Annotated in this window: 23 protein-coding genes; 14 read left to right on the top strand and 9 right to left on the bottom strand. The window is 45.8% G+C overall.

The genetic code is table 11. The features are described from left to right. The first annotated feature begins 4 nt into the window (after positions 1–4). The 3 genes from ACYVGR_RS31780 to ACYVGR_RS31770 all read left to right on the top strand — a co-directional run bounded on the left by ACYVGR_RS31780 (position 5) and on the right by ACYVGR_RS31770 (position 3,601). On the top strand, positions 5–943 hold the full coding sequence (locus ACYVGR_RS31780) for an ADP-ribosylglycohydrolase family protein (RefSeq protein WP_460964080.1): 939 nt from the start codon (positions 5–7) through the stop codon (positions 941–943). A gap of 117 nt (positions 944–1,060) precedes the next feature. Next, on the top strand, positions 1,061–2,185 hold the full coding sequence (locus ACYVGR_RS31775; RefSeq protein WP_460964078.1) for a hypothetical protein: 1,125 nt from the start codon (positions 1,061–1,063) through the stop codon (positions 2,183–2,185). Between the two features lie 183 nt (positions 2,186–2,368). Beyond that, positions 2,369–3,601 (top strand): ROK family transcriptional regulator, encoded by a 1,233-nt coding sequence (locus ACYVGR_RS31770; protein ID WP_460964077.1) that lies wholly within the window; start codon positions 2,369–2,371, stop codon positions 3,599–3,601. A 118-nt stretch (positions 3,602–3,719) separates the two neighbouring features. On the opposite strand, the gene porX is transcribed toward ACYVGR_RS31770, so the two are convergent. Next, a complete protein-coding gene (porX, locus tag ACYVGR_RS31765; protein ID WP_182457491.1) occupies positions 3,720–5,285 on the bottom strand; it encodes a T9SS response regulator signal transducer PorX in 1,566 nt (521 codons plus the stop codon). A 373-nt stretch (positions 5,286–5,658) separates the two neighbouring features. Between porX and ACYVGR_RS31760 the strand changes: the two genes are divergently transcribed. The 4 genes from ACYVGR_RS31760 (at position 5,659) to ACYVGR_RS31745 (ending at position 9,014) form a co-directional block, all read left to right on the top strand. Continuing rightward, the gene (locus ACYVGR_RS31760; RefSeq protein ID WP_460964074.1) at positions 5,659–6,807 is read left to right on the top strand and encodes a septal ring lytic transglycosylase RlpA family protein; all 1,149 of its coding nucleotides are present in this window, start codon (positions 5,659–5,661) and stop codon (positions 6,805–6,807) included. A 12-nt stretch (positions 6,808–6,819) separates the two neighbouring features. Then, the gene (locus ACYVGR_RS31755; RefSeq protein WP_460964073.1) at positions 6,820–7,038 is read left to right on the top strand and encodes a hypothetical protein; all 219 of its coding nucleotides are present in this window, start codon (positions 6,820–6,822) and stop codon (positions 7,036–7,038) included. Between the two features lie 5 nt (positions 7,039–7,043). Continuing rightward, the gene (locus ACYVGR_RS31750; RefSeq protein ID WP_460964071.1) at positions 7,044–7,874 is read left to right on the top strand and encodes a TIGR02757 family protein; all 831 of its coding nucleotides are present in this window, start codon (positions 7,044–7,046) and stop codon (positions 7,872–7,874) included. A 90-nt stretch (positions 7,875–7,964) separates the two neighbouring features. Further along, positions 7,965–9,014: an aldose epimerase family protein gene (locus ACYVGR_RS31745; protein WP_460964069.1), complete on the top strand. Its 1,050-nt coding sequence runs from the start codon at positions 7,965–7,967 to the stop codon at positions 9,012–9,014. A gap of 42 nt (positions 9,015–9,056) precedes the next feature. Here the strand turns inward: ACYVGR_RS31745 and ACYVGR_RS31740 are convergent, their stop codons facing one another. From ACYVGR_RS31740 to ACYVGR_RS31725, 4 genes are all read right to left on the bottom strand, one after another. Continuing rightward, on the bottom strand, positions 9,057–9,791 hold the full coding sequence (locus ACYVGR_RS31740) for a 3-keto-disaccharide hydrolase (RefSeq protein WP_460964067.1): 735 nt from the start codon (positions 9,789–9,791) through the stop codon (positions 9,057–9,059). A 70-nt stretch (positions 9,792–9,861) separates the two neighbouring features. Continuing rightward, a complete protein-coding gene (locus ACYVGR_RS31735; RefSeq protein WP_460964066.1) occupies positions 9,862–10,206 on the bottom strand; it encodes a hypothetical protein in 345 nt (114 codons plus the stop codon). A gap of 113 nt (positions 10,207–10,319) precedes the next feature. Further along, the gene (locus ACYVGR_RS31730) at positions 10,320–12,215 is read right to left on the bottom strand and encodes a YgiQ family radical SAM protein (protein ID WP_460964064.1); all 1,896 of its coding nucleotides are present in this window, start codon (positions 12,213–12,215) and stop codon (positions 10,320–10,322) included. A gap of 198 nt (positions 12,216–12,413) precedes the next feature. Further along, entirely contained in the window at positions 12,414–12,713 is a 300-nt protein-coding gene (locus tag ACYVGR_RS31725) for a hypothetical protein (RefSeq protein ID WP_460964062.1), read from the bottom strand. 275 nt (positions 12,714–12,988) lie between these two features. On the opposite strand from ACYVGR_RS31725, the gene ACYVGR_RS31720 reads away from it, so the two are divergent. The 4 genes from ACYVGR_RS31720 to ACYVGR_RS31705 all read left to right on the top strand — a co-directional run bounded on the left by ACYVGR_RS31720 (position 12,989) and on the right by ACYVGR_RS31705 (position 18,346). Further along, complete coding sequence (locus ACYVGR_RS31720; protein WP_460964060.1) at positions 12,989–13,762, top strand: LytR/AlgR family response regulator transcription factor; 774 nt, start codon at positions 12,989–12,991, stop codon at positions 13,760–13,762. 53 nt (positions 13,763–13,815) lie between these two features. Beyond that, positions 13,816–16,806: a ligand-binding sensor domain-containing protein gene (locus ACYVGR_RS31715; protein ID WP_460964058.1), complete on the top strand. Its 2,991-nt coding sequence runs from the start codon at positions 13,816–13,818 to the stop codon at positions 16,804–16,806. A gap of 179 nt (positions 16,807–16,985) precedes the next feature. Further along, entirely contained in the window at positions 16,986–17,222 is a 237-nt protein-coding gene (locus ACYVGR_RS31710) for a hypothetical protein (protein WP_460964056.1), read from the top strand. A gap of 26 nt (positions 17,223–17,248) precedes the next feature. Next, positions 17,249–18,346 (top strand): DKNYY domain-containing protein, encoded by a 1,098-nt coding sequence (locus tag ACYVGR_RS31705; protein ID WP_460964054.1) that lies wholly within the window; start codon positions 17,249–17,251, stop codon positions 18,344–18,346. A 161-nt stretch (positions 18,347–18,507) separates the two neighbouring features. Here ACYVGR_RS31705 and ACYVGR_RS31700 read toward each other — a convergent pair whose 3' ends face one another. Together ACYVGR_RS31700 and ACYVGR_RS31695 are read right to left on the bottom strand one after the other, a co-directional pair. Next, on the bottom strand, positions 18,508–18,795 hold the full coding sequence (locus ACYVGR_RS31700; RefSeq protein WP_460964052.1) for a hypothetical protein: 288 nt from the start codon (positions 18,793–18,795) through the stop codon (positions 18,508–18,510). Positions 18,796–18,823: 28 nt separating this feature from the next. Further along, on the bottom strand, positions 18,824–19,249 hold the full coding sequence (locus ACYVGR_RS31695) for a globin domain-containing protein (RefSeq protein WP_460964050.1): 426 nt from the start codon (positions 19,247–19,249) through the stop codon (positions 18,824–18,826). A 620-nt stretch (positions 19,250–19,869) separates the two neighbouring features. Here ACYVGR_RS31695 and ACYVGR_RS31690 point away from each other — a divergent pair. The 3 genes from ACYVGR_RS31690 (at position 19,870) to ACYVGR_RS31680 (ending at position 22,033) form a co-directional block, all read left to right on the top strand. Beyond that, positions 19,870–20,784 (top strand): hypothetical protein, encoded by a 915-nt coding sequence (locus tag ACYVGR_RS31690; RefSeq protein ID WP_460964048.1) that lies wholly within the window; start codon positions 19,870–19,872, stop codon positions 20,782–20,784. Positions 20,785–20,867: 83 nt separating this feature from the next. After that, entirely contained in the window at positions 20,868–21,773 is a 906-nt protein-coding gene (locus ACYVGR_RS31685; RefSeq protein WP_460964046.1) for a hypothetical protein, read from the top strand. Positions 21,774–21,847: 74 nt separating this feature from the next. Beyond that, positions 21,848–22,033: a hypothetical protein gene (locus ACYVGR_RS31680; RefSeq protein WP_460964045.1), complete on the top strand. Its 186-nt coding sequence runs from the start codon at positions 21,848–21,850 to the stop codon at positions 22,031–22,033. Between the two features lie 41 nt (positions 22,034–22,074). Here ACYVGR_RS31680 and ACYVGR_RS31675 read toward each other — a convergent pair whose 3' ends face one another. Together ACYVGR_RS31675 and ACYVGR_RS31670 are read right to left on the bottom strand one after the other, a co-directional pair. Beyond that, positions 22,075–22,509: an NUDIX domain-containing protein gene (locus tag ACYVGR_RS31675; RefSeq protein WP_460964043.1), complete on the bottom strand. Its 435-nt coding sequence runs from the start codon at positions 22,507–22,509 to the stop codon at positions 22,075–22,077. A 21-nt stretch (positions 22,510–22,530) separates the two neighbouring features. Beyond that, the gene (locus ACYVGR_RS31670; protein WP_460964041.1) at positions 22,531–23,742 is read right to left on the bottom strand and encodes an MFS transporter; all 1,212 of its coding nucleotides are present in this window, start codon (positions 23,740–23,742) and stop codon (positions 22,531–22,533) included. Between the last annotated feature and the right edge of the window lie 6 nt (positions 23,743–23,748).

Here is a 23,748-nt window from a genome sequence, read left to right as displayed (position 1 = left end):
AACTATGGAGGATCAAATAAAAGGGGCTTTTTTCGGAGCGGCTGTTGGTGATGCCCTGGGAGTTCCCGTTGAATTCAATTCGCGGAGTTCATTGAGAAATAACCCCGTTCAGGATTACATTGGGTATGGAACCTGGAATCAGCCTCCGGGTACATTCTCCGATGATAGTTCGATGTTATTCTGTACGGCTGAAAGTCTTTGTCATGGATTTAACCTGACCGATATGGCAAATCGATTCGTTCGCTGGTATCGTTTTGGTTATTGGAGCGCTCATGGGACCGTGTTTGATATTGGAAATGCAACTAGTGGGGCGATTGATCGACTCATGAATGGCACTTCTCCCTTAGTATCAGGAGGTATGTCGGAAACAAATAATGGTAACGGGTCACTCATGCGTATTCTGCCAATGGCTTTCTACACACAGTCAGAACCAGATATAACCATTCGTTACGATTTGATTAAGCAAGTATCTGGCATTACTCATTATCATTTACGTTCGATTTTGGCATGCTTTATTTATACAGAATTCGCCATAGGGCTGTTAAAACAGTTAGATAAATCTGCTGCTTATGAACGAATGCAAGAGCTTGTTAATCAATTCATAGAGCACCAGTCATTTTCTAATCGTGAAGTAAGTCTCTTTGACCGTATCCTTCATGATGATATTAGCCAGTTAGATGAAAATAATATTCGGAGCTCGGGCTATGTTTTGGATACCCTGGAAAGCAGTTTATGGTGTTTTATGGCTTCCTCTTCTTACTCTGAATGTGTCCTAAAAGCAGTTAACTTAGGGGAAGACACCGATACAACAGCGACTGTTGCCGGTGGTCTGGCCGGACTATTTTACGGTTATCAAGACATTCCAGCCCACTGGATACAGGGAGTAGCAAAACGGGAGGAGATCGCAGACTTAGCACAGCGATTCGCTCTTCGTTGCTCGTAACTAACCAAGATAGTGACTATGCGCTGAGACACAAGATATTGACCAGACAGACAAATTAGCTGGTCATTCACGTTAGTCTAGTTGTTGCCCATCACCTATCTATCTGCAAATCAGCTTATGAATCGTTCTCTGCTAGTTGTCCTACTTTGTTTCATTTGCCTTATTGAAACCTCTCTCTATGCCCAATCGACAGAGGAAGACAAGGCAACGTATAAAGATTTTATTCTTGACGGTGAGAATGTCTGGCTGCTCACAACAAACGGCATTCTAAAACAAGTCAATTTAAACTCTGGGCAGTTAGTAAAGTCAACGACTACTATTGATTCAATGGTGGTGGCGATAACCAAAGACCGAAAGGGTGCTATCGTTATAGGCGATACAGCTCATCACCTGAAACAATACGACAAACCAACGAATCAGTGGCGTGACGTAGGCACGTATTCTGGTAAGCTAACTGGTATTCTTTTCGACAGCAAAAACCGCTGTTTATTAGTAACCAAAGGTGGGCTTGTTGATCCAGATAAACGGCAGACGTATTTCCCCGATAACAATTATTCTGGCAACAAAAGCATTCGGTTTATTAAAAAAGGATGGGTTGCCACACCCGCTTACTTCATAGATAGCCATGATCGTATTTGGCTAGGATTCAATTACGGTGAATGGGGTGGTGATGTTTTTGCCTTCGATGCTATCAAGAGAAATTATATTCCGCTTAAAAAAGATAGTATCCAACTGGGTTTGAATCCCGTTCTTGGCTTTTGTGAAGACCCAGCCAATGTCTATATCTCTGGTGGAGTCAGTCATATGTTCCTGACTCATGGCAGTATTTTGAAAGTTAACCACCAAACAATCGGCCCTATGCTCCTATCTAAAGACCGCGAAACACCAGTCAAAGTTACGGCTATGCAGCCTGATGGGACGCAAAAAGAGGGAATCATGACTACCTGGAGAGGAGGCCATCGCATTGGCCCGGTTGCTTACAATCCTGTAGACAAATGCCTTTATTTTTACTCACAATTAGGGATTCATAAGGGCGAACTAACTGCTGATTTGTCAGATATAAAGCAGTGGCAGACTATACTCCAGCCGAAACTTCAGGGAAGTGGAGGCCAACAATTTGCTGCTGGACCAGGAATGAATGTACAGAAGATGACCATTATCGCTGATGGTACTTTATTTTTTCTGGCAGATCATGAAGGACTGGGTATTTACCAAAACAATGAATTGCGTTTTGTAAAATAGACTTTACTGGAAATTGGGGTGACATCTAATTAATAGATGTTAAATCTAACTTACTTCTGACCAGAATAAATCATAAACTCCTTTACAATCACCTAAGTAATTCAATTAAAGAGTTTTCTTTGAACAAGAGAAGCAACGAATACTTCCTTTTTTAACTCTTTTTGAATAATATCCTTATACCTAATGAATGCTAGCGTAACACTTGATGAAGAATGGCCTGGTCAACAGTCTGTTGTTGATTACAAAAAGAAGCAAAAACAACGGGATGTACTGGCCCATTTATACACAGAGGGCACTTGCACGCTAGCCCATTTAACAAAAGCATTACATAGTAGTGTCCCATCAGTTACCAATTTGGTAGAGGAGCTAATCGACAACAAATGGGTAACAACGCTGGGCATGGCCACTGGTAGCAACGGTCGAAGACCCGTGCTGTTTGGCCTGAATACCAAGCATAACTATGTTGCCGTGCTGGATGTCAGTACGCACGACACCAAGATCTTGTTCATGAATACGCAACGTGAAGTAGTGTTCCGTGGCGACTATGATCTTCGATTAGTGGACAATCCTACCTTTCTGGCTTCATTGGCCACTTATTTTGCCAATGCTCTGACCGATTCGGGTTTATCTGCCAATACGATTATTGCCGTTGGCGTGTCAATGCCGGGTTTAATTGATACCCGGCGTGGCCTCAATATGACCTATAAGCATTTAAGCCCGGCCAATGAATCAATAACCGACTGGCTGTCAAGGCAAATTGGGTATCCCGTTTATCTGATCAATGACACTAAAGCGACGGTGCTGGGCGAGAGCCGATTTGGCGGAGCGAAGGGAAAGAAACAGGTGTTAGCCATCAATATCGACTGGGGCGTGGGCTTGGGAATTATTGTCAATGGCGAAGTTTTTCAGGGCGGGAACGGATTCGCGGGTGAGCTGGGACACATTCAGATTGACCCCGATGGTGAACTGTGTTATTGCGGCAAGATTGGTTGTCTAAACACCGTAACCTCCGCATCAGCCCTGGTGAAACGGGTCCAACGCGACATTCTGGCTGGCCAGGTTTCTAAATTAGCCACCTTCTATGACCGAGTCGAAGAAATTGATATCGACGAAATCATTAATGCAGCCTATAAGGGCGATTCATACGCTATCGATATACTTCATGAAACAGGCCTTCAATTAGGAAAAGGCCTTGCTATTGCCATCAGCCTGTTCAACCCCGAAATCATTATTGTTGATGGTGTGCTCGCCAAAGCCGCAACCTTCATTCTAAATACCATCGAACAGGCTATCAGCAAATATTGCCTGAGCGATTTTCGAACTGACCTAACCATCGAACTCACCAAGCTAGATAATACGGCCAAGTGGTTAGGCACCCACGCCTATATGATGGAGGCTATTTTTGCTAATTATTAATGAGGAGTTTACCTCACCCCCAGCCCCTCTCCTAATTATAGGAAAGTGGAGAAAAATGGGCTAGTTCTACTCCCCTCTCCTTATTTCAAGGAGAGGGGTCGGGGGTGAGGTAAACTCCCTACTTCGCCTTCAGATACGCAAATGGGATAATCATTTCTTCCAGCGATACGCCCCCGTGCTGGAACGTATTCCGGTAATGGTTTACGTAGTAATTATAGTTGTTTGGATACGCAAAGAAGTAATCTTCCAGCGTAAAGACGTAAGCTGTTGATACGTTCGGTTTGGGCAGGAACAATCGCTCGGGCTTACGGCCTACAAATAGATGGTTGTCGTCGAAACCGAGGTTCTTGCCTTGTTTGTAACGCAGGTTCGTATTGGTTTCGCGATAGCCAACAATCTTGGCTGGCTTCTGCACCCGAATCATGCCGTGATCAGTTGTGATAATCAGACGCCCCCCTTTGGCAGCAATTTTCTGTACGAATTCCAGCAACGGCGAGTGAAGGAACCAAGACCGTGTGATCGAACGATAAGCCGACTCATCCGGAGCCAGTTCTTTAATCATGGCCATGTCCGTTCGGGCGTGCGAAAGCATATCCACGAAGTTGTACACAACCACATTCAACTGATTCTGCAACAGATTATTGAAGTTATCAACCAGCGATTTCCCCTGGTTAACGTTCAGAATCTTATGATAGGATGTTTTGATATTCAGTCGACTCTGATCGAGTTGCCGACGCAGGAACTCATCTTCATGGTTATTCAATCCTTCATCTTCGCTATCATCATTAACCCACAAATCAGGGTGTTTGCGTTCCATCTCGCTCGGCATCATCCCCGAGAAAATAGCGTTACGGGCAAAGCCAGTCGTGGTTGGCAGAATAGAGTAATACGACGATTCTTCTTCAACTGTAAAGTACTCAGCCAAGAGAGGTTCAATAACCTTCCACTGGTCGTAACGAAGATTATCGATCAAAATAAAGAATAAGGGAGCCGCGCTACCAGCTTGTTCCACCAGTGGGAATACCTTCTTCCGCATTAATTGGTGCGACATGACCGGGCTGCTCATTTTAGGATCATTCAGCCAGTCTTCATAGTTGTCGATCACGAATTTGCAGAACTCCGAATTGGCTTCGCTTTTCTGCATATTCATAACTTCTACCATGCTCTTATCCTGCGAATTATCTAATTCTAACTCCCAGTAAATAAGCTTTTTATAGACATCAGCCCATTCTTCGAAATTCATGCGGTCATTATACTGCATGGAGATATTCCGGAAATCCTGCTGATACCCAATGTTTGTCCGTTCGGTTACGAGTCGTTTGTTATCCAGAATTTTCTTGACCGAAAGTAGAATCTGATTAGGATTGAGCGGCTTAATGAGGTAATCGGCGATTTTGGAGCCGATAGCTTCTTCCATGATGTGCTCCTCCTCGCTCTTGGTAATCATGACGACAGGTAGGTTAGGACGCATCTGCTTAATTTGCGCGAGCGTCTCCAGTCCCGTCATACCGGGCATCATTTCATCTAGAAAAACGACGTCATAGTTAGTCTGTTCAACATGATCGAGTGCATCAGCGCCACTGTTGACAGAGGTAACATCGTATCCTTTATTCTTCAAAAACAGAATATGGGGCTTCAGGAGATCAATTTCATCGTCGGCCCAGAGTATCGAATAATTTTGCATGCGTTCGTGGGGTGTTTGGTAGTGTAGGCAGTACAGTATCGAGTTACAGCATACTACCTTAAAAACAAAAACTCTTCTTTGTTTAACTTTAAACGTCCGGTTCTGTTCGGGCGGTTCGGCATTAAGCTTTTTTAACAGCACAAATATATTGCCAGGGACTCTGGCAACTAAAGGCTTTTGACGCCTACTTAGTTACTTTGTTTCTTAGCTTTTGTAAATCAGTGAAATCACGCTCGCCGAATGGTCGACAAGTATAGTCGGCTAATCCGGAGGGCAGGATAGTATTTCTGCCTTACTTTACGTTATTTTTACGAACAACGCCGTTTATAGCTAACAGTCGAACACCCGGTCGTATCTCGACTGATAATAATCCATGAACAGAATCCACTTCACATACGCCTTTTTTCTACTGGGCGGTATTTCCTTCACGCATACTATCCAAGCCAAGCCAACTGCCTTTGTTCACCCGCCAATTATCGACTCGGTCGGTGTCGAAAAAAGAGACGGCAAACGGTTCATTCTGCACCGCGTCGACGAAGGGCAGACGCTTTATGCCATAGCTCGGCGATACAAACGCTCGGTTGCCGAGATCAAAGCCGCCAACCCCGACATGAAAGATGCGGTTCGGTACGACCAGCTTGTTCGCGTTCCGATTCCTGATGGTGCCCTAAGCCGGAAAGAAGAAAAAGCCATCGACAAAGCCGTTAAGAAGAAGGAAAAGGAAGAAAAACGGGAAGCCAGAGCCGCCGAGAAAGAGAAGGAATTGATGGCTAAACCCGTAGCGAAAGCCGAAAAAGAACCGGAGAAAGAGCAGAAAAAAACCGATGATCCGGCACGATCAGGTATACACGTAGTTGAAACCGGCCAGACACTCTACAGTTTGGCGGGTCGGTACGGCGTACAACAGTCCGATTTACGCAAGTGGAATAATCTGTCGGGCAACAACGTACTGATTGGTCAGGCACTGATCGTTTCCGAAAAAGCGTATTTAGCCCGAACGCCTTCGGCACCAACTCCGAAAACAACCGAAACACCTACCAAGGAAACGCCTACAAAACCAGCAACTACTTCGCCCGAACCCCGTTCTAACGAGCCACGAGCAACTACGCCCACTGAACCAAAACCAGAGCGTCATCCAGAGCGGGAAACCACAACTTCGCCAACGAAGCCATCAGCAACCGACACAAAACCAGCTGAGGCCGAAGTAGAACCTCCACGGCCAGGGAACGACGCTCCCATGCCTACGCGTGGACGGCGTATTTCGGCCAGTGGTATAGCCGAAATGATTGAGGCTGATGGCTCCGGGAAATACCTGGCATTGCATCGCACGGCACCGATTGGTACGCTGGTACAAGTCAGAAATGAGTTTAATAATCAGAGTCTTTGGGTAAAAGTCATTGGCCGATTACCCAACACAGGCGTCAATGATAAGATTCTCATTAAATTATCGGCACAGGCTTTCGCGAAACTTTCGCCCGATGATCGGCGTTTTCGAGCTGAGGTAAGTTACATTGCCCGTTAGCCTGACTAAGTTATGGAAAAAGAAACGAAAGAGGAACGCATCGCCCGGCGCCATCGCGAACGCGATGAGCAAATGAAAGCCTCACCGGGTTATGTAACATTCAGCATTATGTTTACGCTGGCCTATCCGTTCATTGCGGTCTTTACGTTTGTTATGTCTACCTTACTCGCTATTTTCTCGGGTATATCGCGAGCATTTGCCTGGGTTGTTAGCGGGGGAAGTAGTAAGTGAAATGAATGATGCTACATACACGAAGTTATTCTTCTTTAAAAGATTTTTTAGATGCGAAGGCCGATCAATACAATCGGCCTTCATTTATTGAACGCGACCCCATCAGCATTCCACATCGGTTTAGCAAGAAGCAGGACATCGAGATTATGGGTTTTTGGGCGGCTGTGCTGGCCTGGGGACAACGACCCACTATTTTAAAGAAAACCAATGAGCTGGTGGAGCTGATGGATGGTGTTCCTTACGATTTCATTCGGAATCATCAGGAAAGTGACCTGAAGCGGTTTCTGGCCTTTAAACACCGGACGTTTAACGCCACCGACGCGCTGTATTTCCTTCATTTCTTCCGTCAGTATTATCAGGAAAACGATTCGTTGGAGAACGCTTTTCTACTGACTAACACCGGACTAAAGTCCGGCGCAAATGATTCAACATTAACTGCACCGGACTTTAGTCCGGTGGAACAATCACTCATCGCCTTTCACGATCGGTTTTGCGGCCTCACCGATTTCTTTCCCGAACGAACCCGAAAACACATTGCCACACCTGCTCGAAACTCAGCCTGCAAACGACTACTAATGTTTCTGCGATGGATGGTGCGAGACGACGACCGAGGTGTTGACTTTGGTATCTGGAAGCAACTACGCCCTGATCAGTTAGTTATGCCCATCGATGTTCACGTCAATCGTGTAGCACGTCAGTTAGGATTGCTCAACCGGCCTCAAACAGACTGGAAAGCAGCTCTTGAGCTAACCGAAGCACTCCGTCAGTTTGACCCAGCTGACCCAGTTCGTTACGACTTTGCCCTATTTGGGCTGGGCGTCGAGGGCGAAATGTGAGCACCTCTTCCTTACACACATTAATAAACCTTAATAAACAATCATTGGCCGGAATAGATTACTTACATACCGACCTACGAACTGTATACTATGCCATTTCAGATTACCACTCAGCCTTTTGGCCCATTGCCAACGGGTGCCACTCCGCTAACAGAGTACCTACTCGAACACACAGAAACCGGCGAATTCATCACGGTTATCCCTGAATTTGGGGCTGTCCTCCGCCGATTAGTGTTACGCAAGGGCAAGCATGTGTTCGCCTTGATTGAAGGCCCTGATTCGCCCCAGGCTTTGATGGCCGACGAGAGTTATGCCAGTGCGCTACTTTATCCATTTCCAAGCCGTATTCGCCACGGCATTTATCATTTCGAAGGGCAGGATTACGCCCTAAAAATGAACGACACGCACCGCGACAATGCCATGCATGGGTTCGTACATGGTCGGGTCTTTTCGGTAGTAAGTCAGGAAGCAACAGACACGCACGCGCAATTGGTATTACGCTATGACTATACGGGTGATACATTCGGGTACCCATTCCCGTTTTCGTTGACAGTCACCTACGAGTTAGTTCAGGCGAACTTGCTTCGGCATGGAAGCAACCCCGATAAAGATCACATGTGTGCGCTGCGGATTAGCTACGAGGCTAAAAATACAGGCGTAACAAGCAGTCCGGCAGCGTTCGGCTGGCATCCGTATTTCAGGTTTTCTGAAGACATTGAACTCGCCAAAGAACCTATTGGCAAAATGCTGTTGACATTGCCAAGCCGCATTCCGATTTCACTTGACGAGTACATGATTCCTAATGGTCAATTACCTGCCGAAATGGCTGGTACAATCGAATTACATGATCAACACCTGGATACCGCTTTTCTGATTGAACCTACAAGCGGCCCAACTGATACTGAGTCGTTTGCCGAAACCATCTTAACATCACTCGTTACCGGTGCCCGACTGATTGTAGGGCAGCAAACTGGCGAAGGAAAGTTAAACTATCTGGTATGCTACACCCCAACCCGGCGCGACCGAATCGCCATTGAACCGCTCACAGCCAATGTCGATGCCTTTAATAATGGGCAGGGCTTAACCATATTGAAACCGGGCGAAGCACTCACAGGTACGATGTGGGTAAGACTTGATTAAGTGACGTGGTGGGGTGAGTGCTATTGCGTTTGTCCCACCACTCTACAATTGGCGAAGTTTAATATTGCGGTACCAGACGGTGCAACCCCAGTCTTGCAGACCGATACGGCCAGCAAAAATTCCTTTGCTGATCGGCGCATTTTTCAATTTGCTGGTAGCAATACGCTGTTTCCAATCCGCGCTGGTTATATCATGCTCCTGAATGCAAGCGCCATTCAGTGAAACAGTTAGCTTATTTTTCTTTAGAACAAAATGAATCTTGTTCCAGCCCCCAACCGGCTGAAGCTCCCGAGTACCGGCAGTGGCGATGCCGAACAAATCGCCCGAGCGATGACGGTGCTTTGTATCATCCGCTCCTTCATAAATGGCATCATCAATAACCTGAACTTCCAGCCCAGTATCAAAAATGTTTTTATACTGAGAATCTTCCTCAACAAAGAAGAAAATCCCGCTATTGGTGAACCGCTCGATTTTCCACTCGGCCTTGAACTCAAAATCGCCCGTTATGACGGCGTCGGTTACTAAGTCTCCCCCGTTAGACGTTTTTTTTCCAATCCGATTAGTAACGTTTAACTGCAACGCTCCCTGATCAATTTGCCAGGCCGATCCTACGACTTTAGTGCCGTAGCTATGCCATCCCGACACGTTTTTTCCATTAAACAGGAGTTTCCAGCCCTCTTTTTTTTCCTTATGAGTTAGTGTATTGAGTTCCTGTGCCCGTAAACTGACAAGTGAAAGGCTGACTAGAAAACCAATGGAAAAGATCTTTACAAACATAAGAGTTGAGAGTAGTTTGATTAGATAGGCAAAGTCATAATTCCTTGCTCATCGACAGTGTCAATTCATGCTAATAGAAATTTACCTGGTTCTCCTGGAGTAGCGCTTTGTTAGTGAATTGAGTAGAATTGCGATGGTCAAGTGCCGACGCATTGCAAAAAATATTTTTTGCATAAAACGCACTCATTTCCTTACTCTCGGTATCGGCAACCCAAATACCCTTTGCCCTCTGCTCATCATACATGATGGGAGGAGCCAACGAGTTTGGTAAAATCGTGAAATTATTGGTCCTCGCTATAACAGGTAAGGTAGCCGCATTACTGGCTTTATTGGCCCATCCTCTACTGATGCCAGAGACAATGACTGTGGCATCGTAAATATGGGGCTTGTTTACGGTGGTAGTTAAAGTAGGCATAAGGGAAAAAATAATGGCTGTCAGTTAAACTGACAGCCACGAATATAACCCAATTCTGGGTCATTAGTATGTTTCTCTTTTACCAGCTTTCGCCACAAAACCGAACGGTTAGTTTAACGTTTCCACTTCTTTGAGTAATTTCCCTCAGACCTGGATTTGCCAGCATTTCCTTGCTTGGGATTACCCAATAACCGATCGGCTAAATCAGGGCGTTTGAGTTTATTCAGGCGATTCCGAATCCAGTCTTTGTATTCAGGTTTGTACCAGAAGAAGTAACGATTCTGCGCCTGTTTTTCGTCGCGTGTTTTAGCCGTTTTGACGGGTTTCAACGTGTAGGGATGAACGCCCGAGTAATAGATCACCTCGGCTACGGTCATCGGTGTGGGCGTAAAGTCCTGTACCTGTTCGAGTTGAAAACCCAAGTCTTTGGTTTCGGCAGCCAGGTTGGCCATGTCCTGCTCTTCGCAACCGGGGTGCGACGAAATAAAGTATGGAATCAGTGGCTGTTTCAGGTTATGCTTCTCCTGAATCTTGTCGTACTTCTGTTTAAATAACTTAAAGTACTTGAACGACGGCTTCCGCATCACCCGCAATGTATCATCGGATGTATGCTCCGGGGCAACTTTTAAGCGACCCGACACATGGCGCGTAACAAGCTGCTCCATATACTCATCGTGGTTGCCATCGGCATTGTTCTTGTTAAAATCATCGACCAGCAAATCGTAGCGTACGCCCGAGCCCACAAACGCTTTTTTGATGTTCGGATTGGCGTCGACCTTGCGGTACAATTCCGTCATGGGTTTGTGCGACGTATCGAGGTTCGAGCAAATGACAGGGTGAATACAACTTGGGCTTTGGCAACGGGCGCAAATAGCCTCGTCTTTACCCTTCATTTTGTACATATTGGCCGAAGGGCCGCCCAAGTCCGAGATATATCCCTTGAATTCGGGGTGCTTCGTAATTTCATCCACTTCTTTCAGCACCGACTGCTCACTACGAGACGCTACGAACTTACCTTGGTGGGCCGAAATGGTACAGAAGCTACAGCCGCCAAAACAGCCCCGGTGCATATTGACCGAAAACTTAATCATGTCGTAAGCCGGAATCGGACCCCGTTTCTTGTATTTCGGGTGCGGAAGTCGCGTGTATGGCAAATCAAACGACTTGTCGATTTCGGCTTCTTCCATCGTTTTGAACGGCGGATTAATCACCAGAATCTGATCGCCCACCTGTTGAAGAATCCGATTGGCCTGCCACTTATTCGACTCTACCTCAACAATTTTGAAGTTGGCTGCATATTTGATTTTATCCTCCAGACATTGCTCATGGCTCGCCAGTTCAACTGAATTCCAGTTGTTATACTCACGCAGTTCGGCGCTGGCGTCATGCATGTAAGCAACCTGGTTTATGTTCCGCATCGACGAAAACGGAACGCCTTTCCGGGCCAATTGCAGGATTTCGCGAAGGGGTTGTTCGCCCATACCATACACCAGCATATCAGCACCCGCATCAACTAGAATGGAAGGCATAAGCCTATCCTGCCAGTAATCGTAGTGCGTAACCCGACGTAAGGAAGCCTCAATACCACCGAGCAAGACTGGCACATCGGGGTACAATTCTTTCAGAATCTTGGTATATACAATGGTGGCATAATCGGGTCGGAAACCTGCTTCGCCACCGGGTGTATAGGAGTCATTGGAGCGTAAGCGTTTGTTGGCGGTATAGTGATTCACCATTGAGTCCATACAACCCGCCGTTACGCCAAAAAAATACTTTGGTCTACCGAATTTCTTAAAATCGCGCAGATCGTCTTTCCAGTTGGGCTGGGCAATAATAGCCACCCGAAACCCTTCGCTCTCCATGATCCGACCAATCACAGCCGTGCCAAATGCTGGATGGTCAACATATGCATCCCCCGATACAAGCACAATATCAACTTCATCCCAGCCTCTTTTTTCGACTTCTTTCATTGTCAGAGGCAACCAGTCTGTAAGGGGTCTTTCAATCATGAGTACATGGTATTATATACCTGAAAACGTCTTATCTCGGAAATAATTCAATGAATGCGAGCCAATTGTGTAACCGCCTATGCTATTCAGCAACAAAGGTACGGGATTTACGTCCTGGTAAACCATCTGAAAAGACACAAAAAGCCGCCCCTCAATCTGGAGACGGCTTGCACGTTTTCTTAATTACCAGCTAAACAGTTATGGTTCTTCAATAATTGTCTGCTCCAACTCAAAACCGCTTTCGGCCGGAATAATCGTTAAGGTTTCCGTCAGTAGTTTAAATGTCCGTATTTCTGGCTTTGTCTGATATACCCATACCTCACGAACAACAGGTTCGCGTTCATCATTACCTGTTGTAGGAAGTGGTTTCACTTCGTAGGCAACCTCTAAAGGAATATCCCGGTTGAGATAGGCTGTTCTTATTGCCGCTCGTAGGGCCTGATTAGCCTGTTCAATGGCCGAAGATGGAGTATTGGGAAGTGAATGTTGCTCTTCCATGTTGTATGTGTGGTTTCTAGTAACGCTCAACGATAAGAAAGTAATAGTGTTGTATAACGATTTGTAACCGCTTTAGGTATATCTAAGACGATACTGCCTAAATTTGGTCACCCACGTCCTAGATAGTCAACTTAGTAAAACTAGCCTATCCATAGGATTCGTTTCGTGCTTTGCGTCACTCAAACCGGATCCTATACGGTTCGTAGCCAAAAAGTTGCAAGGTATAACTGAAGCTCAAAGATTTAAGGTAGATTTCCTGGCCAAACCTCCCTCCTATGAATGCGCTCATTATTGAAGACGAAAAATTGGTTGCACTTGAGCTAACAGCCAGCATTGCGGAAGTTGATCCGGGCATTAAAATTGTCGGTACTGTTGGGAGCGTAAAAACGGCACTTCGGTGGTTTGCCGAAAACGCCGAGCCAGACGTAATTTTTGCTGACATTCAACTGGCCGATGGCATCAGCTTTACCATCTTCGATAAGTTTAAAATTTCCTGCCCTATCATTTTCACGACGGCTTATAATGAATATGCCATCCAGGCTTTCAAGGTAAACGGCATTGATTATCTGCTCAAACCCGTCGATTGGGATGAACTAAAGCAAGCCATTGCAAAAGTTCGTGCCTTAGGAAAAATCCAGAGCCAAACAGCCATTGATGTCCAGAAATTACTAGATGCGTTAAACATACCAGCGGCCATTAAACCTGCTTACAAGGAGCATTTTCTGGGTAACGCCCGCAATAGCTGGGTACCTGTTCGGACGGTTGACATAGCTTACATTGTGCGGGATGAGCTTAATTTTATGGTAACAAACAGCGGAGAACGCTACATTCTGGACTATGATACACTCGATGAAATTGAGTCGCTACTGAATCCGAACCAATTTTACCGGGCCAGTCGTCATTGCATTGTCAACATAAATGCGGTACAGAGCGTGAAGGGGCTCGCTAATCTTAAACTGGTACTTGCGCTCAAAACGCCTAATCATCAGTTCAGTATCGACATCAGCCGCGACAAGGCCCCTTCCTTTAAAAAATGGCTGGAACAATGAGTTTTAAAACTCACCTTGGCTGGCTCGCGGCAAGCTGTTGGCTTTATTTCGGGATGCTGAGATCAGTAGCAGCCCAGACGAGTAACCTGCCCCTTGAGTTTCAGCATATTCAGGAAACGCAGGGACTTTCGTATAATATGATTAATTGCCTCTTTGAGGACCGCGATGGCTACCTCTGGATTGGCACCTATAGTGGCTTGAATCGCTTTGATGGTAGTCACTTTACGATTTTTAAAGCCGACCGGGATCGAGCAACCAGTTTAGGAAATAATATTGTTCAGGACATCTGCGAAGATAAAGAAGGGAATCTGTGGCTGGCAACAGACGACGGTATCAGCCAATATAGCCGTCGCACCGGTCAGTTTCGCAATATCCGTACCGTTGGTGCTCAGATTCTGGGGCAGTGTCTGAATATTCTCTGCGATCGCACAGGGCAAATCTGGTTTTCAACCGCCCGTACCGGCTTGTTCCGGTTAGACCCTAAAACCAATCAGTTTTGGCATCTTAGCTATCAACAAGCTAAAGTGACTTCGCTTTCCAGCAATGATATTACCAAGAACGGCTTGCTGGAAGACCCTTCCCATAATGGCCTCTGGATAACCACCGAAGAAGGGGGACTTAATTACCTGAACATACCCTCTGGAGAGTTTATCAATTACCGAAACAATCCCAATCAACTCCCTATCTTTCAAAACAATAACACCTCAGCATTGGCCATCGACGGAAGCGATCGGCTGATTTTTGCCGACAATACAGATCAACGTATTCAGTTCTATGATCTTGTCAAGAAAACAATAACCAAACAACTTTCATTAACAAGTCAGACGGGGCGCTCTACCTTCCCGATGGGTACCATCGTTGTCGATCATCGGCATCATTTGTGGGTCTCCTCCTGGACGTACACGATGTTTACTATCGAGCCAGAACAAGATAAAGTCCAGGAGTTTTTTCATGATGTAGCCAATAAAACCTCGATTTCGGGAGATTTTTTCTGGACAGCCTGGCCCCAAAAAGACGGAACAATCTGGATTGGAACGGTTAACGGCATTTCATACACCAATCCAGAAAAAACGTTTTATCAGATTCATAATCTGGCTCAGAAGCACCCAACGTTGGCTAAAGAATGGGGATTGTCTTCGTTTCTGGAAGATGAAAATGGGAGCTGGTGGCTGGTGTCGACCGATAATGAACTGTTTAATTATGAGCCTTCTTCGGGCAAGTTAACCGTTCACAAAATGGCGCCTACTCCCTGGAGTGATTACCGATTTGGCCTGCCCCAGTTAGTCTCGGGTTTGAATCAGAACGAATTCTTCATCTGTCGAACGCGATCTGTACTTGTATTCAATAAGCGAAGCCGACGATTTTCTTCACTAGCCCTTCCTCCCATGCTCTTCAGCCACGCCGACGATTTTAGGGCGTTAGTCCGGCAGGGCGATCTGCTCTGGTTATTCGGTGCCAGCGATGCGATTTTCAGTTATCATCTGCCATCGGGTCGCTGGCGCACGTATGGCCTGCCCTTTGGAAAAGCAAAACTTAACATCTGGTCGGCGGGTTTGGACCGAAAAGGGCGCTTGTGGGCCGATGTAGCCGATAAAGGATTTATCTGGTTTTCGGCTAAAGAGCAGCGATTTGTGAGTGTTCCACCTCAACCGGCAGCTACGGCCTTCTCTGATCACTTCGCGTTTACAACTGATCGGCAAAACCGAATCTGGACACCCATATCAGGCAAAGGTCTGGTTGAATTTGATCCGCAACTCAACACCTACCGCACCTGGACCGAACAGGATGGCCTATACACCAATGAATGCAAAGCTGCTTATGCCGATCCGTATGGCCAGATCTGGATGGCTGCCTTTAATAAATTTTCGATTATCAATCCGGCTCGCAGGTCGGTTCAGAACATTTCTCTGCAACTCAACGAGTCCAATATTGGGTACGTCGATTATATGTTTCCTTTGCGGAATGGCAACATTCTAACCACATTAAAAAATTATGTGGTTGAGTTCATGCCTCGCCGGGTCCAAAATCAGTCCACGCATGCCAACGTACTGATTAGTTCGCTTATCTTACCCGATACGTCGATTGTGGTGCATGCCAACAGTCCGTCGCTGGCGCTGGATGTTTTCAGGAATAATTTTAGCATTAATTACTCGATCTTAAACCGGAGCTACCAACCTTACACGTACTTATACACGCTGGAGGGATATGACGATCATTGGGTAAAAGCAGATGCGCGTACGGTGGCCAACTACACCAAAATACCGGGTGGAGATTACCTGTTTCGGGTAAAGGCCCTGGTGGGTGCAACAGAAACCCGCGAAGCCACCCTAGCCATTCACGTTGACACAGCCTTTTATAATACCCATTGGTTTCGCGTTGGCCTGGTTGGTCTGGTGTTGGCGCTGCTGTACCTGTTTTATCGAAATCACGTCCGGGAAACGGCACAGTTGCATCATTTCCAGATTCAGACAACTCGGCTGGAGCGCGACAAAGCCCAGATTCAGTATCAAAATCTCATTAACCATCTCAATCCCCATTTTTTGTTCAATAGCTTAACCTCGCTCAATAGCCTGATCATTACGAAACCGAAAGAGGCATCGGTATTTCTACGAAAATTATCTGTGATTTACCGATACATTCTGCAAAATAAAGACAAAGAACTTGTCAGTCTTCAGGATGAACTAGCCTTCGCCCAGAACTATATCGATCTTCAAAAGGCCCGCTTTGGCGATGAACTACAAATTAGTATCAACATAGAGGCTGCCTGTCTGAGCCGGATGATTGTGCCTGTCACCATCCAGAATCTGATCGAAAACGCGATCAAACACAACATTCTTGATGAGGAAACGCCGCTGTATATTCAGATTTATACCGAAGAGAATACCTTGTTTGTCCGAAATTACCTGCAACGAAAAGACTTTGTCGAAACGTCGAATAAACAAGGGTTAGCCAGTCTTAAGTCGTTATATAACTACTTAAGTGGGCGCGAGCTCAACGTGAATGAAACCAGCACTCACTTTCAGGTAGCCATACCGCTTCTTTAACGTGAATTAGACAAACGGTTTATGCCTGATTGATGACAGTTCAACCGACAAATCGAGGCCACTCATGATGAAACTTTTGCAAGATGGGCACGTTGCAATTAACATTTGTATCGTCAAGCACACAGGAAATGATTTATCCTGATGGCGCTCATAGCAATCATACACTCATCGCATTTATCATGAAAAAACTACTTGTCTGCCAAACCGCTACGACTCTGTTTGGAGTGCTTGCCGTTGTCGTCTACGTCAGACCGGAATTGATTGTTGAGAACCTACATAATCACAAATTGATTGCAGAAGCATTCGGGCTGCTCAGTGCCATATTTGCAACCCAATGGATAGAGTACCAGAAACGACTCGATAAGCACTCCGTTCGGGAGCATCTACCCAAGCTAGATATATCAACTGTTGTTTAGAAGCCATTCAGGGACCTATTTATATCATGAAACTCCTCCAGATTTTACTCTCTGTTTTAGGGCTCGGGATTCTTCTATCGTGTAAAAAATCTGGTTATCAGACCAAAAATGGCTCGGTCTATTACAAAGACTACCTAATGCGTTCGGCGGATTACGATTCATTTCAGGAATTGAACGCCGTATTTGCCAAAGACAAGGTCGTGGGTTATTACCGGGGAATTACACTTACCGGATCAACAGGGTTGAGTTTCATGGCACTTGACGAACGCTACGCGAAGGATAATGCTACCGTTTTTTACTGCGACAATTACATCGACTTCAAGCTGTTCGAAACAAGCCGAAAGGACAAAATCAGTCGGGTTTCGGGGACCGATGCAAACTCGTTTCAGGTAATCGGCTACGACTATGCAAAAGACAAGTTTCGAGCTTATTACAAAGAGACAGGCTTTACCGTGAACGATGTGGCTACGTTCAAACCGCTCGATTACATGTTTGGTCAGGATAAGGAAGTTGGTTATTTCTATCTCAAACCAATCTCGGGGAGTAACGGCAGCTCATTTGGCGTGTTAAGCAGAAATTTTGCCAAAGACGATAAGGCCGTTTATTACGCCTGGTCCATTCTGGACACCAGCGAGCCGCCCGGTACCCGCGTGATTAAGGGAGCCCAGCCCAGCTCATTTACCGTTGTTGGGCTGTATTACGCAACCGATGCCATTCATGCCTTTTATAAAGACAATGTATTGACTGCGGCCGATCCATCTTCCTTTAAACAATGGGGTGATGTATACACGGATTATGCCCACGACAGTACTCATGTTTATTTTCAACATCGCCTGATTACGGCTGCCGACAAAGCAACCTTTTCGATCTTATCTGACCAGTATGCGCACGACAGTAGAACGGTGTTCTATGAAGCGAACCCAATAAAGGATGCCGATTTAGCCTCGTTCCACATGCTGGAACACGGCTATGCCAAAGACGCCAACCGAGTTTATTATGAAGGTAAGGTACTGCGCGGAGCAGACCCGATTTCATTTGCGATGGTTAGTAACGAAGCCAATCGGGATGCGGCCGATAAAGTGCATTCTTACGCCGGAGGCCAACGGGTGAAGCTAGCGAACTAGTGCTTTGGCAAACTAGATTCTAAGGGATTCTATCGATTCTCGGGGCCGCCCGCGCGGTTGATTCTATTGTACTGATAATCAAAGACGATAGAATCCAAAGAATCGATAGAAACTCAATTGGACGAGTACTAGCTGTATTGTTAAAGTCTTCGGCGAAATCCTTAAAGAGAGCTTACTCCTTCTAAAATAATACTCCAGATGACCTGATCGGGCATCGCCTGCGCCTGTGGCGCATAAATCGTGATAGGTCTATACGACAGCCTGGCAGCAGTCAGACTGGCTTGATCGCAGCTAACGAAAAAGTCGCCGTTTGCCTGACGAATAATTATAAACTGAAGGCGTTTGCCAGGGTGGGCTTCCACCCACTTGTACCCAACGATAGACAAACCATTGCTATCTGGTTGGGAAGGAATAGAAGCTTCGTACCAATGTGATTCGATTTCTTTCATACGACTTGTGGAGTGGTAGCCCGATCGCTCAGGAGATGTAAACAAATGATTTCGCACTTTCCAGCATGGATTGGGTTATTTCATCATAACACGCCACCCAGGCCTGTTTCACGGCGTCGTTCCAGTCATTGCCAAGCCCTCGTTCCAGGGTCCATAGTAAAGCTTCTTTAACGGCTTCATAATGTTCAGGTTTTACGCCATATTCTTTATGGCTCCGGGCTACCTGGCTAATTTCCTGCGCTACAGCAGTAGGTCGGTCAAGTCGGGCCACGATGATGGTGAGCATATCAATAAACTTTTTGTATTGGCTTTCCATAGAACTGGCAAACATTGCTCGTGAGGCCGGGTAGGTTCGGAATAATTGTCCATAGAAGACATCCCCCAGCACGGTCGGATCGACATCGCGCAGGAGTTTCCAGCTTTGTTGAACAAGTTGAAGTTGTTGATTCGTCATGGTAAGTACCGTTCAATAGGTCGGTTAATCGTTATCGTGTAAATGACCGAATAAATGTGTATGGCATCAACTTTTCTTCTACCACTCGTCGGTATTGGCTGCTCAGTCGCACGAAAATGGACACGGTTAGTTATGATGCATACGAGACAATTGGCATGCCCGGCGGCTGGCCAACCAAAAGCCAACAGTTATTCCTAAAGTTCGATAATAGGATTTGTTGGTGGCACTACCCAAATCAACCAAACCATAATTATAATTAGCCCAATTACGAGCCGATTGACTTCGATACCAGCCGCTACGCTGGCTCCATACTCAAAATGGCTAAAACTATTACTCTCCACATTTCCCGAACCAAAAACTGCCTCACACTCGGCCAGGGAGTGTATGAAGAGGTCAGCCCGCCCCCCAGTCACGTATCGCCTACTACCTAAATCACATTTGCCGTTTACTCAAAGACTAACTCTATGCATTAACTGGGTGATTAATTTGCAGCATGACAATGTCATTAGTACGCTTTAGTTCAAACGCATTTAATCCAACCACCTTCGTCATGAATGCGTTACGTCTGCCTGGAATTATACGAACTGTTATTCGCCTGATTTGAACAACTACTGACCATTATGCATCGATATCATCTGTTACTCATTGGCCTGCTTCTACGCGTTTCGACTACGCTGGCACAACCAGTTGTTGCCTTGAACACGCGGAACAATTCTGACAAACCCACAAGGACGGAGATAGCACCCCGCAACACGAAGGCCAGCGAGGCACTCTTTTTTCTAAAGATGTATGGATTTTATAGCCTGTTGACACCCGGAACGGAGATTAATTATAGCTCATCACAAAGCCAGATCACGGCGCCTACTATTTACAAGCCGATCAATACACATCTGGGAGCGGGGCCACGAGCAGGTATCGGCGCGGGTCTTATTGTCAGCGATTTTATTAATATTGGAGTTGATGCCGAGTTATTATTTGGAACAGCCTTAAAAGCGGATTATAATGTGTTCGTTGGCAGCAGTAGTAGTAATGCCAGTTTTTATGCCATTACCTCCAATACAACCCTAAAGGTCCTCTCGGTTATACCCAATATTACCTTCAAAGCCCTTTCGCGACCTAGCTTCTACATCTACAATCGGCTTGGTCTGGTGGGCGGAGTCGTGCTCGATTACAAGATGGTTAGTAATACGCTTCAGACCCCACCCAAAGGAGCAACCACTACCTCAGTAAACACGACTGATTATACAAAAAACTCTTTGGCGTTGGGGTATCAGGCAGCCCTGGGGATTCAGTTTCGGTTGAGTCAGGCCATTCGGGGCTTTGTTGAGGTAGTGGCTTATAATCAATCGTTTAAACCCAAAGAACTACAGACCTCTACGACCAGCACAACAAATGGAACTACTTCTGTTCAGAGTTCTTCTACTGTCTTTAAAGATTTGGGCGATTATAATAAAGAGAACCCCTACGAGCAACCAAGCTTTAATGTCGCCATGAACAGTGTTGGCGTAGGGGCTGGACTGGTTTTTCGGTTCTAGTTGCGCTACGACTCCTTACTCCATTGCGATCGGATAGCCCCTATCGGGCTGTAACATTTAGCTTAAATCGTCAACCTGCTACCATGAATCGATTCATCACGCTTCTCATTAGCCTGATCCTATACACTGTATTAGGAAAAGCCCAATCTACTCTTTCGTCAAATGCCCTAAGTCAGTCGGCTGGCACCGTTTCACAAGAGGCTATACCTACCAAGACTGCCGCTGCCGAGTCTCCTGTTTATGTAAAGCTTTATGGGGTATATGGCCTCTTAACACCGGGAGTGCAGATCCAGTATAGTCAATCACAAAGTCAGACGGGCATTGCCTTCCCGTTCAAAACAACCAATAAAGGACTGGGAGCGGGTCCTCGCGCTGGCGTCGGCATTGGTCTGATTGCTAGCGATTTTATTAACATTGGTATTGATGCCGATATGCTGTTTGGATCAGCGGTAAACATTACGAATAGTTATGATGATGGTACTTATACGTACACAAACTCATCATCCACAACCTTAAAGGTCGTTTCGGTTATACCCAATATCACCTTCAAAGCGCTCTCGCAGCCGAGTTACTACATCTACAATCGGCTTGGTTTGGTAGGCGGAGTCGTACTGGATTACAAGACTGTCTCCAATGGCGTTAGTGTGGCTAAGAACGGAACCAGTAATACCTTTAATTCCACCAACAGTTATACCAGTAATTCGCTGGCACTAGGATATCAGGCAGCTCTGGGGATTCAATTTCGGTTGAGTCAGGCTATACGAGGTTTTGCCGAAGTCGTGTTCTACAATCAATCGTTCAAACCCAAACGGCTCGAAGTGACAACCGCCAATGTTATTGGCGGAAAACCCACTACGAGTGTCGTCGTTACAGACTACATTGATGAGGGTAGTATCGTAAATTCAACTACCCAACCGAACAAAGCCTTAAGCTATAACGTAGCCATGAACAGTGTGGGTGTCGGGGCAGGACTGGTCTTTCGGTTTTGATAGGCCTGTGTTAGCGATGTATGAATAAGAATTATCCCTTTACTTTGATGAGTATAAACTAAACTCATCAAGGTATGTATTTGGCTATAGGGGAATTAAAGGAGTTACTATTGGTGACACAGGCCCATTTACGGGTACTTGAACAGCTTGAAGCTGAGCGGATTGCTAAAGAAACGGGACAACCCTTACGCGTTATTGAGCAGCGGATTCAAACGCTGGCCGAAGAAATACTTGATATTGTTCGAGAAGAGAATCCTTAAGGTCTGTGAACGTGAACGTAGGAGAATCAGGTATTTAGTTACTATTGCTCCTTTAAAAGCGTTAGTACATGTTTATCGATTGGAAATGCTAAGTCATCCAAAGTCAGTGCACTAATCGTTTCCCAGCGAAAGGATTGTTGACTGTCCAGAGATGGGTCAAAATCGAAGGGCTTTGTTTTTATCGCACAGCGAAGCTCTTCGAGCAATCTGACCAAATAGTAAACACTAACAATTTGCTTATCATCAAAGGAAGACTTAACGAACATTTCTGTTGTATAAAAGTGACGAATTACCTCAACGGCAGTGTTACACTCTTCTATAAATTCCCGCTTTAGCGCATCCAATAAGCCTTCTCCAAATTCAACCCCACCGCCTGGAAACTTCGTATAGACGAGTCCATCCAGCATCTCGTCCGAAATTAAAATCTCTTGTCGCTCATTGATGAGTAAGCCATACACGCGAACACTGAAATCCATATAAATAGTCTGCCTGATTTCTTACTTTTCCTCTTTAAAATTAATAGCGGCAACATAGGCAGCAATCATAGCAACTGCTCCAAACACCCTGAATGCCTGATTCAGTCCAATAGTTACAATCAAGCTAAACACCAGACTGCCAAAACCATAGCCCATAAATAGAAAGAAGGCAAACAAACCCGTTGCCGCCCCTTTTTTGGCGGAGAGCGTTGTAATAATTGCCGCAAATAAAGGGTGGGTCAATTCGAAGCCGAACGATAATGTCATGATAAAGAAGCAAGAGGCAACCAGCGAATAATTCATACTCAGTAAAATCGCGGATAGCGCACCAATTAGAATACCGATCGGGATAATTCTAGAGCGGCCATACTTATCGGCAAGTTTCCCTAGCAGCGGTCCGAGTAACAGCCCCGGTATGCCGTATCCGAGAAGGGCCAGACCCACACCCTGTTCATCGAGCTGATAATTTTTGTAAAAGAATAACCCAGCCCAGGCGAAAACACCGCTGTGAAACATGCCATTGAACAGAACGAATAAATAAGTTCTCCAGCCACGGGGCAAGAAAAAAACCTCTTTAACCGACTGATATAGGGCGATAAAGCTACCAGAAGGCTCACTGTTTTTCTGAAGAAAATTCTTACGGTAACCAATCAGCAGAACTAGAATGAACACACCAATTCCTGCAACCGTCCAAAACAGTACTGGCCAGCCCACCTTAGCGGTAACCAAAGCGCCAACACTAGACCCAAAGGCAGTCCCTGCTGCCATGAACCCAAAAAAAATACCCAGTGCATGACCACGCCGTTCATAGGGAAATTTATCCCCAATCCACCCAATGGTGTTTGGTGCCACACCGGCAGCACCTATACCCGTTAGTAATCGCAGTATAATCATCTGCGTAATAGACTGGCAAAATCCGGTGTAGGCAGTCAACACAATAAAGCAGGTTAACGAACATAAGATGACCGGAAACCGGCCATACTTATCCGATAACGGTCCATAAATTAAGGTGGCCGAACCATAGCCCAACAAATAAGCAGGTTCAATAAAACTCACATGCCGGACAGATACGTGGAAAACCCTGGACAGACCCGGCAAAATAGGGGCAACCATAAACCCCTGAAAGAAGATAATGAATGTTCCTAGCGACAAGACAACTACCAGAAACATAGGAGGGGCAACATCACTCGTAAGTGGATGAACTAAAACGTTTTGTTGGTGAGTTGATTTCATGTTAAA

The organism is Spirosoma litoris (assembly GCF_054776755.1).
Note: the sequence above shows the minus strand (reverse complement) of the source record. Positions and strands in the feature narration are given on the sequence as shown.

What these genes read in the sequence shown, in the direction of transcription:
- ACYVGR_RS31780 (WP_460964080.1), top strand. Translation starts at nt 5, where the DNA reads ATGGAGGATCAAATAAAAGGGGCTTTTTTCGGAGCGGCTGTTGGTGAT.
- ACYVGR_RS31775 (WP_460964078.1), top strand. Translation starts at nt 1,061, where the DNA reads ATGAATCGTTCTCTGCTAGTTGTCCTACTTTGTTTCATTTGCCTTATT.
- ACYVGR_RS31770 (WP_460964077.1), top strand. Translation starts at nt 2,369, where the DNA reads ATGAATGCTAGCGTAACACTTGATGAAGAATGGCCTGGTCAACAGTCT.
- porX (WP_182457491.1), bottom strand. Translation starts at nt 5,285, where the DNA reads ATGCAAAATTATTCGATACTCTGGGCCGACGATGAAATTGATCTCCTG.
- ACYVGR_RS31760 (WP_460964074.1), top strand. Translation starts at nt 5,659, where the DNA reads ATGAACAGAATCCACTTCACATACGCCTTTTTTCTACTGGGCGGTATT.
- ACYVGR_RS31755 (WP_460964073.1), top strand. Translation starts at nt 6,820, where the DNA reads ATGGAAAAAGAAACGAAAGAGGAACGCATCGCCCGGCGCCATCGCGAA.
- ACYVGR_RS31750 (WP_460964071.1), top strand. Translation starts at nt 7,044, where the DNA reads ATGATGCTACATACACGAAGTTATTCTTCTTTAAAAGATTTTTTAGAT.
- ACYVGR_RS31745 (WP_460964069.1), top strand. Translation starts at nt 7,965, where the DNA reads ATGCCATTTCAGATTACCACTCAGCCTTTTGGCCCATTGCCAACGGGT.
- ACYVGR_RS31740 (WP_460964067.1), bottom strand. Translation starts at nt 9,791, where the DNA reads ATGTTTGTAAAGATCTTTTCCATTGGTTTTCTAGTCAGCCTTTCACTT.
- ACYVGR_RS31735 (WP_460964066.1), bottom strand. Translation starts at nt 10,206, where the DNA reads ATGCCTACTTTAACTACCACCGTAAACAAGCCCCATATTTACGATGCC.
- ACYVGR_RS31730 (WP_460964064.1), bottom strand. Translation starts at nt 12,215, where the DNA reads ATGATTGAAAGACCCCTTACAGACTGGTTGCCTCTGACAATGAAAGAA.
- ACYVGR_RS31725 (WP_460964062.1), bottom strand. Translation starts at nt 12,713, where the DNA reads ATGGAAGAGCAACATTCACTTCCCAATACTCCATCTTCGGCCATTGAA.
- ACYVGR_RS31720 (WP_460964060.1), top strand. Translation starts at nt 12,989, where the DNA reads ATGAATGCGCTCATTATTGAAGACGAAAAATTGGTTGCACTTGAGCTA.
- ACYVGR_RS31715 (WP_460964058.1), top strand. Translation starts at nt 13,816, where the DNA reads ATGCTGAGATCAGTAGCAGCCCAGACGAGTAACCTGCCCCTTGAGTTT.
- ACYVGR_RS31710 (WP_460964056.1), top strand. Translation starts at nt 16,986, where the DNA reads ATGAAAAAACTACTTGTCTGCCAAACCGCTACGACTCTGTTTGGAGTG.
- ACYVGR_RS31705 (WP_460964054.1), top strand. Translation starts at nt 17,249, where the DNA reads ATGAAACTCCTCCAGATTTTACTCTCTGTTTTAGGGCTCGGGATTCTT.
- ACYVGR_RS31700 (WP_460964052.1), bottom strand. Translation starts at nt 18,795, where the DNA reads ATGAAAGAAATCGAATCACATTGGTACGAAGCTTCTATTCCTTCCCAA.
- ACYVGR_RS31695 (WP_460964050.1), bottom strand. Translation starts at nt 19,249, where the DNA reads ATGACGAATCAACAACTTCAACTTGTTCAACAAAGCTGGAAACTCCTG.
- ACYVGR_RS31690 (WP_460964048.1), top strand. Translation starts at nt 19,870, where the DNA reads ATGCATCGATATCATCTGTTACTCATTGGCCTGCTTCTACGCGTTTCG.
- ACYVGR_RS31685 (WP_460964046.1), top strand. Translation starts at nt 20,868, where the DNA reads ATGAATCGATTCATCACGCTTCTCATTAGCCTGATCCTATACACTGTA.
- ACYVGR_RS31680 (WP_460964045.1), top strand. Translation starts at nt 21,848, where the DNA reads ATGTATTTGGCTATAGGGGAATTAAAGGAGTTACTATTGGTGACACAG.
- ACYVGR_RS31675 (WP_460964043.1), bottom strand. Translation starts at nt 22,509, where the DNA reads ATGGATTTCAGTGTTCGCGTGTATGGCTTACTCATCAATGAGCGACAA.
- ACYVGR_RS31670 (WP_460964041.1), bottom strand. Translation starts at nt 23,742, where the DNA reads ATGAAATCAACTCACCAACAAAACGTTTTAGTTCATCCACTTACGAGT.